Below are 17,890 nucleotides of genomic sequence, written 5' to 3' on the forward strand. Positions count from 1 at the left end.
CGGATACAATTATCAATACCGACTTTGCTAAATTAATTGCCCAGCAATCGAAAGATATTTGGAACGGTATTCTTGATGAATTAAATAAAAACTCCCATTACAACACTACTTTGCAATTAATTTTCATTACTGGTGATAATCACCTACTGCCGTCAATTTGCACAATATCAAGATTATTATATAGCGATGAAATAATTGTAAGTTCAGTATCAACCCTACTGGAAGACATGCGTAACATTAACGACCGTCTCTCTGGTTCAAAAATTCGTAGACAGAATGAAGTTACTGCGGTGCAAAATCTACATGATTATATTTTAAGTCATCTGGATGAACCATTACCCACTTTACATTACTTGGCTCAAATGTTTGGTATTGAAGAACACATATTAAAAAATGGTTTTAGAACCTTATTTAAAACCAGTGTCTATAACTTTTATCAAGAAGAACGCTTAAAAAGAGCGAATCTAATGATCCAGCAAACATCCGTTTCTTTAAAAGAAATTGCCTACCTGAATGGCTTTAAGGGCTATCTTAATTTCTATAAAGCCTTCAAAAAAAGATTTGGCTACAAACCAAGTGATATTTCAAGACCTAAAGAAGATCTTCAACCCTAATACTTTTGCACTGTTTTATTTTTTGAATAACGAAATGCCTGATTTGCATAATGTTATATGTTTTTTATTTACAATTTTACAATATAAAACGGACATAAAATGAAACCAACAACAAATTCAAAGAATAATATCATTTCAGCAATCTGCTATTTGTACGCATTCCTTTTTACATATGCTGCAATTAGTAAAATTCTAGATTATCATGATTTTAGAATTAAATTGGGTCAATCTCCATTACTGAGCGTATTTGCTGGTTATGTTGCTATTGGTATCCCCGTTTTAGAGCTGATAATAGTTCTGATGTTGATTTTTCACCAGTGGAGGATTAGTGGGTTATTTGCTTCATTCTGTCTAATGATTGCCTTTACAGCTTATATTTTCATCATCTTAAATTTTAGTTCAAATATCCCGTGTTCCTGTGGTGGAATTTTACAGGAACTTGGTTGGAATGAGCACTTGATATTCAACATAGTATTTATTTTATTAGCTCTTTTAGGGCTTATACTCACCTATCCGGACCAAAGAAATTGGCTTTCAAAGATGAAAATTATTCAATTTTCAATTACATTAACTGTTGCGGCTCTTTTAAGTATAACTTCAGTAGTGGTGCTGTTTTTAATTTCTGAAGACATTATCCACAAACGAAATAATTTTATTCGCCGCTTTCCATCGCATGCTGAACCTGCATATAACAAATATGACCTCCAAATAAATTCGTACTATTTTGCAGGTTTTGATAAGGACACAATCTACTTAGGGAATTATAGTACACCGCTGTATATAACAAAAATTGATACTGCATTAAAATCTAAAAATCGCGCAAAAGTGCAGCTTGACCAACCCCAACTTCCTTTTAGGGATATAAAGTTAAAGATAGTTGCTCCTTACTTTTTCGTGACAGATGGAACAGTACGTTCAATCTTTAAAGGAAAAATGAAGGATTGGAAAGCTACGAGCCAATTAGGGAAAATACCCTATTTTACGGTAGCTGAGCCAATGGATTCTACAACTGTTACATTAAGACTCACTAGTTATATTAAAAAGAATAACAGGTTGGTGACGTACGGCTTAAATGAAAAAAGGATAATAGCGGAAAATAAAAACTTACTTAAAAAACAAGTAGACGGCATTTTTGATACCGACGGTATGCTGCACTACAACAATCAATTGGGCGAGTTAAACTATATCTTTTATTATAGAAATCAATACTTATCCATCAGTCCGACAATGAAATTGACTGCTCAGGGAAAAACTATTGACACAGTACAGATCGCACAAATTCAGGTTTCTCAAATGACAAGCGGCGAAAAGCAAATGTCAAAACCACCTTTGATTATCAATAAAACCTCAGCAGTATATAGCAATTTACTATTCGTTAAATCCCTGCGAATTGGCAAATATGAGGACAGCAGAATCTTAAAAGAAGCTTCGATTGTAGATGTGTACAACCTATTAAATGGAAGCTACGTTGGTAGTATATATATTTATAATCTCGACAACCACGAAATGTCAAGCTTTCGAGTAAATGGTAATAAATTATATGCGCTTTCCGGAACATACCTTTCTGTAAATAGAATAAGCAAAAAGATAACTGATAGTTATGAAGCACCGTATCAAAAATCAAAATAAACATAACTAAAAACATACCCGGCCGGTATCAGGGAAAAGGCTGAAAACCTGTAAATAGAGTAAGCCATCACCACAAATTTTTTATATTATGAAAAAATTAATTGTACCAATGCTGGTAATTGTTGCAGCAGCAACCAGTGCATTCAATACGAATGCATCAGCAAAAAGAAGTTCAGCTCTCGTACCGGGATTTATTCCCCACAACGCACAAGGTACGAATTGTGAACAAAAAAATAGTTGCAGTGACGTGAATACTGGCATAGTCTGCCGAGTGGGACAAGTAAGTAGCGGAGCCCAGTTAAAGATTATGGACGGTAATGACGAGTGTGTCCTTACTGGTTACAAACCATAAATAGTTAAAAAAAACAATGCAGTCCCTTCGGACTGCATTGTTACTATTTCCATATTGGAGCAGCCATACCCTTAAGGTAATGATCAAACCATTCCTCAATTTTTGTAGTTAGGTCTATTGCACTCTCTTTCTTTTCTATACCATGGCCCTCATTAGCATAAGCAAGTAGGATATGCGTTTTACCCAATCGTCGCAACGCCATATAAAATTCAAAGCTTTGCCTCGGTTCTACCTGCAGATCTTTCAATCCGGTCCAAGATAACAGCGGAGTCTTAACATTCGCAGCATGAATCACTGGCGAATTCTTCAGATACCATTCCATATTCTCGTACGGAGATAGTTTCATCCTAGCCTGTCCATATTCCATTTTGAAGAAATTTGGAATCCCTAAATTTTGGGCAACAGATAAGTAGGAACTTAAGTTATTCGTGGTAGCAGATCCCGCTACCGCACAGGCAAACAAATTACTTTGGGTTATTATAAAATCTGTTTCATAGCCACCGAAAGAGTGTCCAATTAAACCTATTTTGCCATCGTCAATTAGAGATAATTTTTTTACCTCTTTTACTGCGGCTTCCACACATTCCAATGCCGAAAATCCAACATTGCCAACTTCATAGGTAATATCTGGAAGCAAAACGAAATACCCTTTAGTAGTCAAATTACTGATGTTGAAACCATCTTCATTCGTCATAGTGGGATTAACATAGGAATGCCGTTGGTACGATTGCTTTTCATAAAGGTGTACAACCATTGGATAAAGCTTGTTTTTATCGTATCCTGAGGGGTAATACAAAAGCCCCTGTAGTGCTTCACCCTTTAAATTTTTATAGGTTATCATCTGTAATTTGGTCCAGTGAAATTCTTTATGATGTACATTGCTATCCACCACAGAAGTAGATTTACCGCCAACTTTTCCAACCACGATACTTCGGGGCTGGTCTATATCTTCTTCCACCCATGCATAATCACCTCTTTCAGATTTCATTATTCCGGTTACACTTTTATTCACATAGCATATTTTTGTCATTCCCTTTTCTGGCTTCAATAAGTAAAACCCATTAAAGGAATAATCAACAGCTCTCGCACTTAAAAGCAGTGCGCTATTAAGGTCAAATTCTGCATTAGTAAATATCCTGTCGGTTATAGTTTGTGTTTGCTCTTTACTTTGTGCTACAATCCTAAAAACAATGCCCTGCTCACGACCCTGCGTTAAACGTACGGGATGCGATCCGTCTGATTGAACTTTCCAGATGTCAAATTGATCATACAACAAACATTCGCCTTTGGTAGTCCATCCGGGATTACCATAGCCATTCTCCTCTTTCTCAGTAAGACTTGGAACGCTTAAGGTATAAGGTACATTACTGCTGATTAATGTATGAGTTCCCTGTGCTACATCATAAACATACCAATGCCCTTCCTTAAAATAACTGATATATTTTGCATTTCGCGAAACTAGAAGATTGAATTCGCCACCAACATGCCTCCGAAGCATCAAGCTACTTTGTCCAGTTTCAAAATTTTTAATATACACATCCTTGTCTGGTACCGACTTGCTCTGTGGCTCATAGTCGTTTGGATTAAAAGTCAAAGCAAAGCTTTCGTCACCTGGGGTTGAACCATAAGGCTGTATCGAATCTGTAATCTGCAAGAAGCGACCTGTATCGGGTTCCCACATCGCCAGCTTTGGATTCTTAGAGTAACCCTCTGTAACAATGTGACGTGGATAAATATTTTTGTCAGCAGCATTCCATACCTGAACATCACTTTCTTTTCGCACAAGGTCAAGTTCTTGGCGTTGCTTTATTTTAAAGAAAACACGCTTGTTGTTCTTCGATATCGTTAATTTCCTTGACGGTATTAAATTCATGGTTTTTGGAAATTCGACAGCATTGGTAGAAAACGTTTCAAGTCTCTCTTCACCCAAATTGTAATAAAAAAGATGGGATTCCTTTTCATTGTAATTCATAAAAGCAATTGCTTTCCCGTCATCTGACCAACTAAGGTTTAGGAAAGGTCCACTTTTTTCACTTTTAGCTATGATTTTTTGCTTTTGAATAGCTGCAATATTGAGCAGTAGTACTTGATTGGTATTTTCTCTTTTCACTGACACTGCAATACTTTTAGTATCAGGACTAATAGAGAAAAATACTACGTCTTTTTCAGTGTGCAGCAAAACACCATCTAAAGTATAAACTGATAATAAATCCCCAACGGTACTGTACTCCGTCACAACTATAAAATTCTTAGAAACCGTAAAGGCTTTAACATTTCTCAATTTCCTTTCAACTCCATGCTGCAACGAAACAATATGAACGATGCTGTCAGGGGTCTGGCAAACGAAATGATCACCTGTAAAAGTCCCGTCTTTTCCCTTTGCAAAACTATAAAGTGTAGCAGACCTGCGGTGTTTAACAAATAACGAATCAGTGGCATCATAATAATTACGGTAGCTGATCCAATTTCCATCATCAGAAATTGCTTCGGCATCCATAGAATGCCACAAAGGATAATCTTCTCGTGTTACAGTTTTCTTTTCTAACACCTGCCCGATCAAAGGGCAGGAAACTACTACAAAAAAAAGGAACAAAAAAACCGAATGGCAACCTCTATCTAAAAGGTTACGTCCAATACTATAAAATAGAGCCTTCATTAATAACCGGGATTTTGAGGCCCAATATTAGGGTTCAGGTTCAACTCAGTCTGTGGTAGTGGTAACAAGTTATCAGTGTTGTTCCAATCAGCTTTAACACCTGATAGTGTCCTGTCTAGTGCATCAAAACGTCTCAGGTCAAAAAAGCGGTGGCCAAACTCACTAAACAGTTCCACTTGTCGTTCATGCAGTATGGCAGCAAGTATTTCATCTTGGGTAACAGCGCTTGTGTTTCCAAGTCCAGCAGTATTCCTGATTAAATTAAGGTCATCTTTAGCATTGCTAAGTTCTCCTTGCCTTGCACGGGCTTCCGAACGAATAAGATACATTTCAGCAAGACGCAAAACTATAGAAAATTCAACCTGAGGGCTATTACTGCCTGTTTTCTTGTACTTATAAGCATGATACCAGGTGATACTGCCTTTACTTATTGATCGAATCCATTTAGCCTTCCTTTGGTCATTTGCCTCAAATGCATTTACTAAGGAGTTAGTCAATGCCACAGAATTTGGCGGACCCCCATTAAATATGTAAGTGGTTCCCTCATCGGTATTTCTTGTTGGCGTTCTTGGGGCATATTGCCAGATGGTGGCGCTACTTCCTTTTAAAAACACAGCATTTAGTTCAGTAACCCATGTATAGATATCAGTCTTGTTAAGAACTGCAGAAGCACTGTTGGCTGCCTCAGGCCACATTCCGGCATACAAATATACTCTTGCTAATAACGCTTGCGCAACATACGAATTGGGACGAACTCGTGTCTGACTTATATATTCCTCAGGTAACAATTTTATGGCAGATTCTAAATCTTCAATAATCTTTGCATATACTTCAGCAGTGGGCAAACGTTTAACCATACTGTTGTACGTGTAATCTGTTCCGGTAATGTACGGCACATTGCCCCAAAGCTGCAAAACATAAAAATGTAAAAACGCTCTGGCAAATTTTGCCTCCCCTGTCAATTGCTCCTTATCAGCCTGCAAGAGTTTTGTCGATGCTGCTACACCCTCAATTACGGCATTAGCGGCATAAATCTGGCTATAGCTGTTATTCCACCAAGTTGCTAAAGTGGGATGCGTTGGAATGAGCGTATTAGTGAAGAAATTAGCCGAACTCTGAGCACTGTTTCCATACCATGTGAGTTCATCGGCATACAATCCCATTTCTTTCTGTATTCCAGTAGTTTTACCCGTTAGCATTCCATTGTCGCGCATTTGCGCAAAAACATTTGCCATTGCACTATATGCTGTGTTTTTTTCTTCAAAAACAGCCGCTGTGTTTAGTTGTGATACTGGCGTATCGATCTCTGTAAAGTCACTGCAACTGTTAAGCCAGAACACAATAAATAAAAGGGCTAGGGCGGAAAGAATCCTGTAAACCCTTGCGTTTTCGGTACAATACCGTATCAAAAAGTTATTGATAATCATATCTCTTGTTTTAAAGGTTAAAAGTTAAATTGTAAACCGACCGTAATAATCCGCAATGGTGGCAAAAATCCATAACCGGCAAATTCAGGATCAGCCCCTTTATAACCAGTAATCGTGAACACGTTTTGACCTTCAACTGTGGCCTTGCAGTTAACATTTTTAAGCCACCTCTCAGAGAATTCATAACTTATGGAAACGTTCTTCAGTTTTATAAACGATGCATCGGTTATCCCTGCATCACTGGCGGCATATTGGTAAAGGGCATTTTCGGCTGTGCCATTTGCACCCGAAGTATATAATTGGGAAGAGGCTACGTCTCCCGGAGATTGCCAACGGTCAACGATAGCGACGCTTTGGTTGTTCATCGTGCCAGCAACTCCCAGCGTTCGCGGTACATTATAATTTTGCTGCTTTACAAAACTGAACAGAAAATCAAATTGCCACCTTTGAAACCGTACGGTGTTTTGAATTCCTCCAAAATAAGCCGGGTTTAGATCTTTCACTATCTGCTTGTCTTCGGGCTCTGTCAATATACCGTCTCCATTTACATCCTCAAAGTTGTAAATACCAGTTTCAGGATCAATGCCGGTATAATGATAAACTTTTACAATATTCAATGGCTGTCCAATGACGTACGAATTACTGTAGGTAGAACTTTCAAGGTCTGGAAACGAGCGCAGCTTGTTTTTTGAAGCCGCAAAATTGATTGTGGTACTCCAGTTAAAATCAGTAGTTTTCACATTGAGAGTGTGCAAGGTTAGTTCTACACCGCGATTCTCAACTGAAGCATTAAGGTTCGACTGTATTTCAGTAAAACCCGCAGTCCCCGGCAGCGGTATCCCTACCAATTGGTCGGATGATCTATTGCGGTACCATGCCGCAGTCAGGAAAATGCGATCTTTCAAAAATCCGGTTTCTATCGCTACTTCCAGCTTTTTGTTAGTTTCCCATCCAAAACTGGAATTATATAAACGCGATGGAACCAGCCCCATTACTCCATCATAATTGGCATTTGATGGTGTGTACGTATTCAGGAATTGGTAATTCCCTATCTGGTCATTTCCTGTTGTCCCATAACTGGCACGAAGCTTTCCAAAACTCAGCACGGTATTGTCCTGCAGTAATTTCTCGCGGGAGAAAAGCCATGCTGCGCCCACGGCCCCAAACCATCCAAAACGTTTACCAGCACCAAAACGGCTTGAACCGTCTCGCCTTCCCGTAAGGTTAATTATATAGCGTTCTTTAAGGTTAAAATTAGCACGTCCAAAAAAAGATTGATACTTATACACTGATTCGTCAAAACCAAGTATCGAAGTATTTGTAGCTGCAGCAGGATTATAAATCATGCTGTTGCTGGAAAAGCCACTGCTTTGAACCGAAAGGGAGGTGTTATTTTGACTTTGGAAAGCGCTTCCTATCAGCAGCTCTGTTTTTACAACTCCTAATGTAGGTTTCCAGTTCAGTTGTGGTTCAATAATCCACGAATTCCTTTTAGTATCGGTATAAAAAATACGGGAAGTTTCACTACCAATTCCTAAGGATGGGTTATACATTGTAGAAGGAAACGTACTGCTTTCATGATGGTTGAGATCAGTATACCCAAAACTGCTTTTTATTTCAATGTTTTCTAATAAGTTATAGGAAAGTGCTGTATTGGCAACAAGGTCATGGGTTTTAGATTTCGATAACCCTTTTAAGTATCGTAGCGGATTTTCAAAAGTGTTGTTTTCCCAATTAAGGTTGCCTTCCGCATCATAAAGTGCCGGAGCATTTGGGGCAAGTCGCCAGGCCTCCGTGGTAAGGTCGGTCGATGGTTGATCGTTATTCTGTATTCCATAGCCACCGGTAAAACTTATTTTAAATCGTTGGTCCGCCGAAGCGTGATTAATGCTTGAACGAACATTGGCGCGATTATAACCAAAATCACCAGGTAGCACGGTTGTTTCTTTGCCATAGGTTCCGGATAGCATAAATTGGGTTTCCTCAGAACCTCCGGAGATAGAGCCGTTGATATTGGTAATTTTTGAAGTGCCTCCCATTAATTCTTTTTGCCAATTGGTAGATCGGGTTTGGTCCCAAGTTCCATTAATGTCATAGGCGCTTTCCGGATATTCCGTTATGCCGTCGTTCGCAAATGCTTCAGCACGCATAGCAAGGTATTGTTCCGTGTTCATCATTTTCATAAAATGCGGTACGCTTCCGGTTCCCTGTGCTACCGATGCGCTAAAACGAGTCTTACCTTTCTTACCTTTTTTGGTTGTGATCAATACCACACCGTTCGCCCCACGCGATCCATAGATGGCAGTTGCATCCGCATCTTTAAGAACTTCCAGACTTTCAATATCGATTGGATTAATGTTGTTTAGCGGATTCGTATTCATCGACATGACTGACATCGACATTCCGTTCCCGATTTCCTCACTTGAATACGGCACACCGTCAATAATGTACAAAGGCGAGTTACCTCCTCTTCTCACACTGTTCTGTCCACGAATCTGGATATTAAACCCACCTCCTCCAGTTCCTGTCTGTTGTGTAATATTCACCCCCGCCATCCTCCCCTGCATTGCTGCAAGCACATTAGTGACTGGTTGCGTTTCAATATCCTTTGAAGTTATTCTGGAAATACTGCCCGTGCGTTCGCTTTCTTTTACGCTGTAATAACCAGCGTTGACTTTTACTTCTTGCAAGTTGGTGGCATCCTCCTGTAATTGTAAACTAACTACTGTACGTCCCGCTATAGGAATATTTAATGTGCTATACCCTACGAAAGAAAAAACAAGAACATCAGTGGCCGTGGCCGTTATGCTATATTTCCCTTGATAATCGGTAATGGTGCCTATTGATTTTCCCTGAATAGATACAGTAACACCAGGCAGCACACCCTGACTGTCTCTTACAGTTCCAGTAATATTTTGTTGTTGAGAAATGGATTTTGGCAATGGTATCCGAGCCATAACAAGTAATGGAGTCAGGAATAACCCGATTATAAGGGAATACAACATTGCCCTTATACCCTTGTTTAATGAAATATTTTTCATAATATTGGTTTAGTTAATGTAAATGAATGTTTTTGTTAGCTATAGGTCCTTTATACAGTTGTCGAGACGGTGAGAGGGCCTTTTTTTATGTGTGTGCCACGAAGGCGCTACGGTTTAAAGTTTTTATTTTGTCATAGGCGTTTTTTAGAGTTAGGAGTTAGTGTTACTACTAAATAAGCTGTAGCTGTTTTTAAATATTTAAAAACAATTGCAACCATACAACCACAGGCATATTATTGCTAGTAAAGCTGCTATTAATGCAATTTGAATTTGTTTATAGTATTTCATCTTTGCAATTTTTGTATGTTATGGGTTATCTGATCACTGCAATCTGCAATCTGACCAATGTTGGCTATTTTCTATTATTGACATTACTATTAAAATTGCTATTGCCATTGTAATTGCTATTGTCATTGACATTGTAATTGCTATTGCTATTGCTATTAACATTGCTATTGTCATTGACATTGTAATTGCTGTTAAAATTGCTATTGCTATTGCTATTGCTATTAACATTGCTATTCTTATTGTGTTTTTATTGCATAGGCAACTGGGTTTTAAAGTTTTTTTTAAAGGAAAGTACACTGCCGTTGGCAGTTGCAGCCTGACGAAGACAGTGTATTTCCAAACTAACTAATTCAACAAATTAATTTGCGTGCGAGACTTTAAATAAGAAGGAAGATTGGCTAAGAATGGCAGCTGGCTTTGTGCCAATAAAAAATGGCGCAGAACTCAGCTTATCGTATCAGAGGTACTGGTATACCGGGGAACAATAAGTGAGCCCACGCCATGGGACGTGAGCATCATACTTATCTTCTCGTTCCTATAAAATTACCAGTTTTCTGATACGAGATTCAAAGCGAATGCTTCAATGTTTCTTGAAGAGTCGCAAAATTACAATTTTGAATTGTAATCTTAATACAAAGATAATTATTTTATTTACATTACCGAATTCGGTAATGATTATTTTTTGAGTTTTATTCAAATTGCATTAAAAGATAATAATGAAGAATGAAAATAAGACAAAAGAAATTAAAGAACTGATTGCTCAAAAGATAAAATCTTTAAAAGGAGATACTACTTATACAAAGATTGCTGCTAAATGTGAAATTCATAGTGGAAAGATAAGTAATATCGCCAATAATAAAATTGATTGTCAACTTTCAAGTCTTATAGAACTTGCTAAAGGTCTTCGTGTGCATCCTAGAGAACTATTTGAAATAGATTTCGATTTTGAAACATATTATGACGAATTAGACTCCGCTGATAATTCAAAAAAGAAATAAAATTTATAAAGGAAAGCTATATTTTTAAATTATTCTTCATAGGATTTATGGCCAGAGAAACCGCTATAAATATTAGATTAAAAAGATGCCTAGTGCATCTTTTTTTATGAAAACATTTAAATTACAGTATTAAATTCGCGAATCACATACTATACTACTTGCTACTATATCAATAAAATTATAGGTTTGACAATTAATTAAATTTATAATCTAAATGGAGTGGTATGAAATAATAGGGATAATTGTGGTTTGGATTGTAGGCCTTTACTTGAGAGGGAAACTTTATGAACGTATGAGAAACCGGCATTTTAATGATAGTTGGAGGGATAGGAATAAATGAAAGGTGCTGCGAGGTGTCTTTTTTTTTAGGGATTATGGAAAACCGTAAAGAACCAACATTATATTGCTATACTTTTACTTCAAAGGAATACATAAATATCACTAAAAGTGGGTATTGTGATAATAATTTAAAAAGCTTTTATTTCCTAATTAGATAAATATCGAAAATAAGTTGAAACTTTAAAAAAGTATAACTTATTGATGTTGTTTACTAGTTGGCAAAAAACCTATTATGAAGCATTAGAAATAAAGGAAAACAACAAAACTCAGAGGAAAATGAAATGGCAAGAATATCAAGAAGCGGTTGGAGTTTTATATGAACAAATGTCCGAAATGGGAGAAGTTAGAAAAAACATAACAATTCCAGACAGAGTTACTGGTCAAGCTAGACAAGTTGATGTTTGGTGGGAATTTCAAATCGGAAATCATACCATAAAAATTCTAATTGACGCTAAAATGAGAGCTTCAAAACTTGATGTTAAAGATGTTGAAGAAATATTAGCACTTGCAAAATCTGTAAAAGCAGACAAAGCAATAATAGTTACAAATAATGAATGGACCTCACCAGCACAGCTATTTGCAAATCACGAAGGGTTGGATTTTTTGATATTAACTATTGACGAAGCAACAGATTTAATCATTGATGGAAAATGGTTAATGTGCAAAGATTGTGGTAAAGATTGCGTTGTAATGGACTCAGATGGAGCTGTAGAAATAGATGAAAAAATTAATTGGTGGTTAGGAGGAAAATGTAGAAGTTGTAGAACTCTTCATATAATTTGTCAAGCTTGTGGCGCCAAAGGAATGATGAGAATAAATGAAAGTTGGAGTTGCAACTGTGATTTTGAATGGAAAAATACTGAAGAGTACTACGAGTTTAAAATTATAACAGAAAATGACGTAACAGAATTCAAAGACCCAAATCAACGAGAAATAGATTTTAATTAAAAAGTAATCGATAAAAAGGACATCCATAAACATCTCGCTTTTCGTTGCATGCGCAGTACGAATAATGAAAAATCAGGTTGAATGGAAATCAAAAGCAGTTAAAAAAGTGTTGTCTTGAAGTTGCGGATTTTGAAGACCGAAATAATACTATATAGAGTAAAGATGCTGAGTAGTATCTTTTTTTATCTAAAATAGATTAAACAATTTTAAAATTCCATCACAATGAACAATAAATTAAAATATTTTTTCTATCTGCAAATTATAACGTAAAGTTTAAAAGCTATATTTGTCAATAAAATTTTGTAAGAAACTAATTTACTTCAATGGAATCTTTAAAAAGTATGAGTGATAAAAAAACCTATATCGATTTATTTTCGGGCTGTGGAGGTTTATCTCTAGGATTACATAATGCTGGTTGGAAAGGTGCTTTTGCTATAGAAAAAAGTGAAGATGCTTTTAAAACCCTAGAGTATAATTTAATAAAAAAGAAAAAACATTTCGATTGGCCAACTTGGTTGGAACAAAAACACCACGACATCAATGAAATTCTTGAAAATCATTCTGAAAATTTAATTTCATTAAGAGGTAAAATAGATTTAGTTGCCGGTGGTCCGCCGTGTCAAGGATTTTCAATGGCTGGAAGAAGAATAGAAAATGATTCAAGAAATGATTTAATTAATTCATACATAAAGTTCATTGAATTAGTAAAACCTAAATTATTATTTTTTGAAAATGTAAAAGGGTTTACATTGGGTTTTAAAAATAATGATACAAAAGGTACGGCATATTCTACTTATGTTTTAGAAAAACTAGAGAGTTTGGGATATTCTGTAAAAGGTCAATTAATTGATTTTTCAAAATTTGGAATCCCACAAAAAAGAACTCGATTCATCTTAGTAGGAATTCAAAACGACTTTCTTAATGAAAATCCAAAAATAAATAAAGATACTTTCTTCGAAGAAATTAAGAATAACAAAGAAAAATTTCTAATAAATAAAAAACTTGTTGTAAATCCGACATTAGAAAATGCAATATCAGATTTACTTCAGTCCAACGGTCAAATAGAATCCGAAACACCAAATTTCAAAGCAGGAGTTTATGGAGAAATAGCCTCAGAATATCAAAAATACGTTAGGAAATACACGAAAAATGAAAGCAAAGTTGATAGTCACCGCTTTGCTAAACATACAGATGTCGTAAAAAATAGATTTAAAACAGCTTTAGACGAAAACTTAACTAGTTCAATGTTTAGAGCACGTTTTCAATTAAAAAAAAGTAGTACAAAAATTCTTGAAGCAAGTAAACCTACTCCAACCATTACGACGTTGCCAGACGATTATATTCATTATTGTGAACCAAGAATAATGACTGTTAGGGAATATGCACGTATTCAGTCTTTTCCTGACACATACCAATTTAAAGGAAAATATACAACTGGCGGAAAAAGAAGAACTCAAGAAGTTCCTAGATATTCACAAATTGGAAACGCAATTCCTCCTTTATTTGGAGAACAAGCTGGAATAATTTTAAAAAAATTAATTTCATAATGGCTAAGCAAAACGATTTACATTTTAAAACTAATGTTCAGTTAAAAAGCATTATTGGTAAAGATCTTATCAATGATGACAATATAGCGATTTTAGAATTAGTAAAAAACTCCTTTGATGCTGATGCTAAACAAGTTAAAATAAAATACTTTAACCTTAAGCAAAATGATGATAAAAAAGTTGAGACCTTTTCAGATTTCACATCTAGATTAATTATACAAGATGATGGTATTGGAATGGATATTACGGACATAAGGGACAAGTGGTTAAACATTGCCTACTCTGAAAAGAAGTCTAATAAAACACAGCACAAGAGAAGAATGGCGGGTGCTAAAGGCGTTGGCAGGTTTTCTTGTGACCGTCTCGGTGAATATCTAAATCTTTATTCCAAAACAGCCAATGATGATAAATATTTCAAACTATCGATTGATTGGAAGAAATTTGAAATTGAGGATGAAAACAAAGAAATACAGTCCATCCCACTAAAGTATGAAACATTAACACCTAAAGAATTTCAAGATTTAGGTTTTATAAGATTCGAACACGGAGTTTTACTTGAAATAATAAAATTGAGAAGTACCTGGGCTTATTCTATTTTAGATAAAAATGGAAATATTACAAATTGGGACGCAAACAAATTTGTTGATTTAAAAAAATATCTTGAAAAACTTATAAACCCAAATCAAGCATTTGAAAGTAATGATTTCGGGGTTTTTATAGACTCCCCTGAATTTATTAATGAGAATAATTCACTTAATGATAATTCAAAATTTATTGGTAAAGTTGAGAATAGAATTTTTGAGCATTTAGATTTTAAAACTACAAGTATTGAAACCAAAATTACAAATAATGGGAATGAACTTTATACTGAGTTAAAAGATAAAGGTGAAACAATTTTCTGGATTAGAGAGAAGAACCCATTTTATCCAAGCATTACAAATTCCAAAGCTACAATATATTACTTAAGTCCCTATGCAAAATCATTTTTCACAAAACAAACAGGAATAAGATCGGTTGATTATGGTTCAATTTTTCTATTCATTAATGGATTTAGAGTCCCCCCATATGGAGAATTTGGAAATGATTGGTTAGGGATAGATCAAAGAAAAGCGCAAGGACATAGTAGATATATTGGTTTAAGAGAATTAGTAGGACAAATTGAAATATTAGATGAGGAAAATGACTTTCAAATAGTTTCAAGTCGTGAAGGGATTGTAAAAAATGATAGCTTTAAAACTCTAACACAATCAGACAATAATAATAGTTTTTTCTATAAGGCATTTAGAAGATTAGAGCGATATGTAGTTGAAGGCTTAAATTGGGATAGAGCTCACGAGGATGAAGATCTTCTAAAGATTCACAAAAAAATCGTTAGTGGGGAAACAAAGGAGGAAGATTTAGAATATTATGAAGATACTATAACCAAACAAAAAAGAGTATATTCAACTATACATAATATTATTTCTGCAAAAGCGAGTGAGGTAATTGAATTGTACATAAATGAAAACCTCATAACTCAAAAAATAGATGAAGAGAGAGAAGTTACAGAGAGAGAGTTTAACCAGCTAATTGAGGATTTCAGTAATAAAAAAATAGATTCCAATACACTAAATAAAATACTTCAAAAAAAGGCTCTAGAAAATGCAGACCTTGAAAAGCAATTAAAAGAATTCTCGAAATATACCACTAATGAAGCCACATCAAAAGCTATTTTGGAATTACAGAATTACAAAGAAACAATTGAGAAACAGACTAAACTCATTCAGGAGCTTCAAAATCAACTTGAAGAATTAAAACGTCAAAAAGATTCTGCAGAAAAATCTGCAATTACATATAAGGAAAAGGCAAGTAAAGTAGAAGAGGATTTAACCACTGAAAAGGAAAAAAATCTTTATCTCTTAGCTACAAGAAGAACATTAAGTCCCGATGCAGACGGTTTAATTCACACCATAAAAATCAACAATATTGAGGTTAGAGATGGTATTGAAAATATAATTGATGACCTTACAGAAGATGATTATAATGTTCAAGATTTAATAAAAAAATTAGGGTTTTTGAAAATTTGTGCAGAAAGGTCCTTGAAAATGGCAGAGTTTGCTACTAGAGCAGATTTAAAAGAAGATATTGAAAAGAGAGAAATTGACATAGTTACATATATTGAAGAATATGTTACTCTTTATGGAGAAACCTTTTCAGAAAAACTCAAATTCACATTTTCAAGAAATAATTCCAGACTCACTAAAAGTTTGAGTGTTCTAAATATGTCTATAATTCTTGATAATTTAATAAGTAATGCCGTTAAATGGGGAGCAGACAAGATTCATTTTGAGTTTGAACAGAATTCTGATAAAAAGCTATCCGTTTTTATTTCAGATAATGGAAATGGTTTGTCTCAAAGATATCTTGACAATTCCGACAAAATATTTGAACTTTCAGTCAGAGACACTCCTCCTACTGGTTTAAGTGGTTCTGGTATTGGACTCTACTATACAAAAAATTTATTGAATGAAATGAATTGTGATATTGAGTTTGTTGGAAATGGAACAAAGCTATCAGGCGCAACTTTTGAAATAAAATTTAATACAATATGAGCGTAAAAAAACTCCTTTATATTGATGACAATAAGATAGATTCACAAATCGAAAACTTAAGAACTAAATTAAAGCGTCAAGGCTATGATCTTAATGAAACATTTATACATCTTAACGATGCATTTATGATGAAAAACCCTGAAAACGGAAAAACCATACTTGACAAAGCTAAAATACAATCTTTTATTACAGACAATTATCTAAATCAAAACTTTGATATCGTTGCCTCGGATTATGATTTTAAAGATGAAAATTTAGATGGTTTTGAGTTATTAAAATGGATTAAAAATGAAAGTGTGTCGAAAAAACATAAAATCAGAAGAGCCAAGTTTTGTTTGTATTCAGCAGAGCAAGATAAAGTTGCTAAGATTTTCAGTACTCCAGAACAAGTAAAAAAGCTTATAAAATTAAAGATTGATGATTTTATAGATAGAGCTAGAATCCCTGATGAGATTTCTCAAATTCTTATTGCTCCTCAAAAAAGTTATTATTTCAAAGAGCACATAATAAATTATTTAGAAAAGTTTGGAGATAAAACTTTCAAAAGTACATATCCGAAATTTAAGGGGATGACGCTTTCTGAGATAGCTCACGAAATTGACAAAGATTTGCCAAATGGGATTGAGTTCCAGAATAGTCTTGTTGAACTAACAGTGGCTCATTTAATAGAACTAAATAACTTATCAGAAGAGTGATACAAATAATCATTTCAATTGATCCCTCTACCAAATTTTTATTTGAGATAATTGAAAAATTAAGTTCAAAAGGAATCGAGTACAATTTGACCGAAATACATCCTAATGAAGAGTCTTACAGGACTTCGTTCGAAAATATCTCGAATTTTGATAAAAATTCAATTATTTTGTTCTTTGGTCATGGTCAGTCAAATCAACTATATGGAGGAGAAAGTCCTGATTCTTTTACTAAAAAACCTTTTATCAGACTAAATGAAATGAGTATTTTTCAAGAACAATATCTGTTCTTGCTTGCTTGCGACTCTGCAAGTTTAATTAAAAGTTCATTTAGGATGTCAAAAACAATCAAATCTATAGGTTTTGGTGCTTTACCAACATCAATTGAAGAAATAGAAAATGACAAGAAGTTATCTCTGGAAGGCATTTCGGTACAAACTATAGAGGATTTCAAGAAAACCATTGTTGATACTGTATCAAATGCATTATTAATATCAACAAAAGACTTCATCCATTTAAAAGACTACCTAATACTTTTGGTTGATAAAAAAATTAATGATGCAGTGCTTTTAAAGAATGACAGAAACCTTGCAGATTTGTTATATAGAATGAGAAATGAAATGGTAGTTTATTAATAATAACCGACCGCTCGGATATGTTAATTATTGATCGGTTTGTTAGCGACCGACCGCTCGGATTTGCACCATTCTGGTGCCCGTTTACAACAACAAGTACATATCTACTTTCCAAACGTAATAAAGCATTTGC

General features: G+C 34.9%; 13 protein-coding genes. 9 read left to right on the forward strand and 4 right to left on the reverse strand.

The genetic code is table 11. The annotated features are described in order from the left end of the window. From BLV35_RS17060 to BLV35_RS17070, 3 genes are all read left to right on the forward strand, one after another. Nucleotides 1-614 (forward strand): helix-turn-helix domain-containing protein (locus BLV35_RS17060; RefSeq protein ID WP_143031877.1); only part of this gene is annotated, 614 nt, incomplete at its 5' end. 99 nt (nucleotides 615-713) lie between these two features. Further along, nucleotides 714-2,243 (forward strand): MauE/DoxX family redox-associated membrane protein, encoded by a 1,530-nt coding sequence (locus BLV35_RS19340; protein ID WP_176980647.1) that lies wholly within the window; start codon nucleotides 714-716, stop codon nucleotides 2,241-2,243. A gap of 88 nt (nucleotides 2,244-2,331) precedes the next feature. After that, complete coding sequence (locus BLV35_RS17070) at nucleotides 2,332-2,595, forward strand: DUF6520 family protein (RefSeq protein WP_091093076.1); 264 nt, start codon at nucleotides 2,332-2,334, stop codon at nucleotides 2,593-2,595. 43 nt (nucleotides 2,596-2,638) lie between these two features. Here the strand turns inward: BLV35_RS17070 and BLV35_RS17075 are convergent, their stop codons facing one another. The 4 genes from BLV35_RS17075 to BLV35_RS17090 form a co-directional block, all read right to left on the reverse strand. Then, nucleotides 2,639-5,251: a S9 family peptidase gene (locus BLV35_RS17075; RefSeq protein ID WP_091093080.1), complete on the reverse strand. Its 2,613-nt coding sequence runs from the start codon at nucleotides 5,249-5,251 to the stop codon at nucleotides 2,639-2,641. Further along, nucleotides 5,251-6,678 carry a RagB/SusD family nutrient uptake outer membrane protein gene (locus BLV35_RS17080; protein ID WP_091093083.1) on the reverse strand — a complete coding sequence of 476 codons (1,428 nt, stop codon included), beginning with the start codon at nucleotides 6,676-6,678 and terminating at the stop codon, nucleotides 5,251-5,253. Before BLV35_RS17080 ends, BLV35_RS17075 begins: the two co-directional genes overlap by 1 nt. Before the next feature lie 17 nt (nucleotides 6,679-6,695). After that, a complete protein-coding gene (locus tag BLV35_RS17085; protein ID WP_091093086.1) occupies nucleotides 6,696-9,719 on the reverse strand; it encodes a SusC/RagA family TonB-linked outer membrane protein in 3,024 nt (1,007 codons plus the stop codon). A 321-nt stretch (nucleotides 9,720-10,040) separates the two neighbouring features. Further along, nucleotides 10,041-10,235 carry a hypothetical protein gene (locus tag BLV35_RS17090; RefSeq protein ID WP_176980648.1) on the reverse strand — a complete coding sequence of 65 codons (195 nt, stop codon included), beginning with the start codon at nucleotides 10,233-10,235 and terminating at the stop codon, nucleotides 10,041-10,043. 488 nt (nucleotides 10,236-10,723) lie between these two features. Between BLV35_RS17090 and BLV35_RS17095 the strand changes: the two genes are divergently transcribed. The 6 genes from BLV35_RS17095 to BLV35_RS17120 all read left to right on the forward strand — a co-directional run bounded on the left by BLV35_RS17095 (nucleotide 10,724) and on the right by BLV35_RS17120 (nucleotide 17,757). Continuing rightward, nucleotides 10,724-11,005, forward strand: a complete 282-nt coding sequence (locus BLV35_RS17095; RefSeq protein WP_091093089.1) for a helix-turn-helix domain-containing protein — start codon at nucleotides 10,724-10,726, stop codon at nucleotides 11,003-11,005. A 615-nt stretch (nucleotides 11,006-11,620) separates the two neighbouring features. Further along, nucleotides 11,621-12,292, forward strand: a complete 672-nt coding sequence (locus BLV35_RS17100) for a restriction endonuclease (protein WP_176980649.1) — start codon at nucleotides 11,621-11,623, stop codon at nucleotides 12,290-12,292. A gap of 341 nt (nucleotides 12,293-12,633) precedes the next feature. Continuing rightward, nucleotides 12,634-13,839, forward strand: a complete 1,206-nt coding sequence (locus tag BLV35_RS17105) for a DNA cytosine methyltransferase (protein ID WP_091093355.1) — start codon at nucleotides 12,634-12,636, stop codon at nucleotides 13,837-13,839. After that, nucleotides 13,839-16,430 carry an ATP-binding protein gene (locus tag BLV35_RS17110; RefSeq protein ID WP_091093094.1) on the forward strand — a complete coding sequence of 864 codons (2,592 nt, stop codon included), beginning with the start codon at nucleotides 13,839-13,841 and terminating at the stop codon, nucleotides 16,428-16,430. The genes BLV35_RS17105 and BLV35_RS17110 overlap by 1 nt, the downstream gene beginning before the upstream one ends. Then, nucleotides 16,427-17,125, forward strand: coding sequence for a response regulator (locus BLV35_RS17115; RefSeq protein WP_091093097.1), 699 nt, complete (start codon nucleotides 16,427-16,429; stop codon nucleotides 17,123-17,125). Before BLV35_RS17110 ends, BLV35_RS17115 begins: the two co-directional genes overlap by 4 nt. After that, nucleotides 17,122-17,757, forward strand: coding sequence for a hypothetical protein (locus BLV35_RS17120; protein ID WP_091093100.1), 636 nt, complete (start codon nucleotides 17,122-17,124; stop codon nucleotides 17,755-17,757). The genes BLV35_RS17115 and BLV35_RS17120 overlap by 4 nt, the downstream gene beginning before the upstream one ends. The last annotated feature ends 133 nt before the right edge of the window (nucleotides 17,758-17,890 follow it).

The organism is Flavobacterium gillisiae (assembly GCF_900107635.1).
GTDB lineage: Bacteria > Bacteroidota > Bacteroidia > Flavobacteriales > Flavobacteriaceae > Flavobacterium > Flavobacterium gillisiae.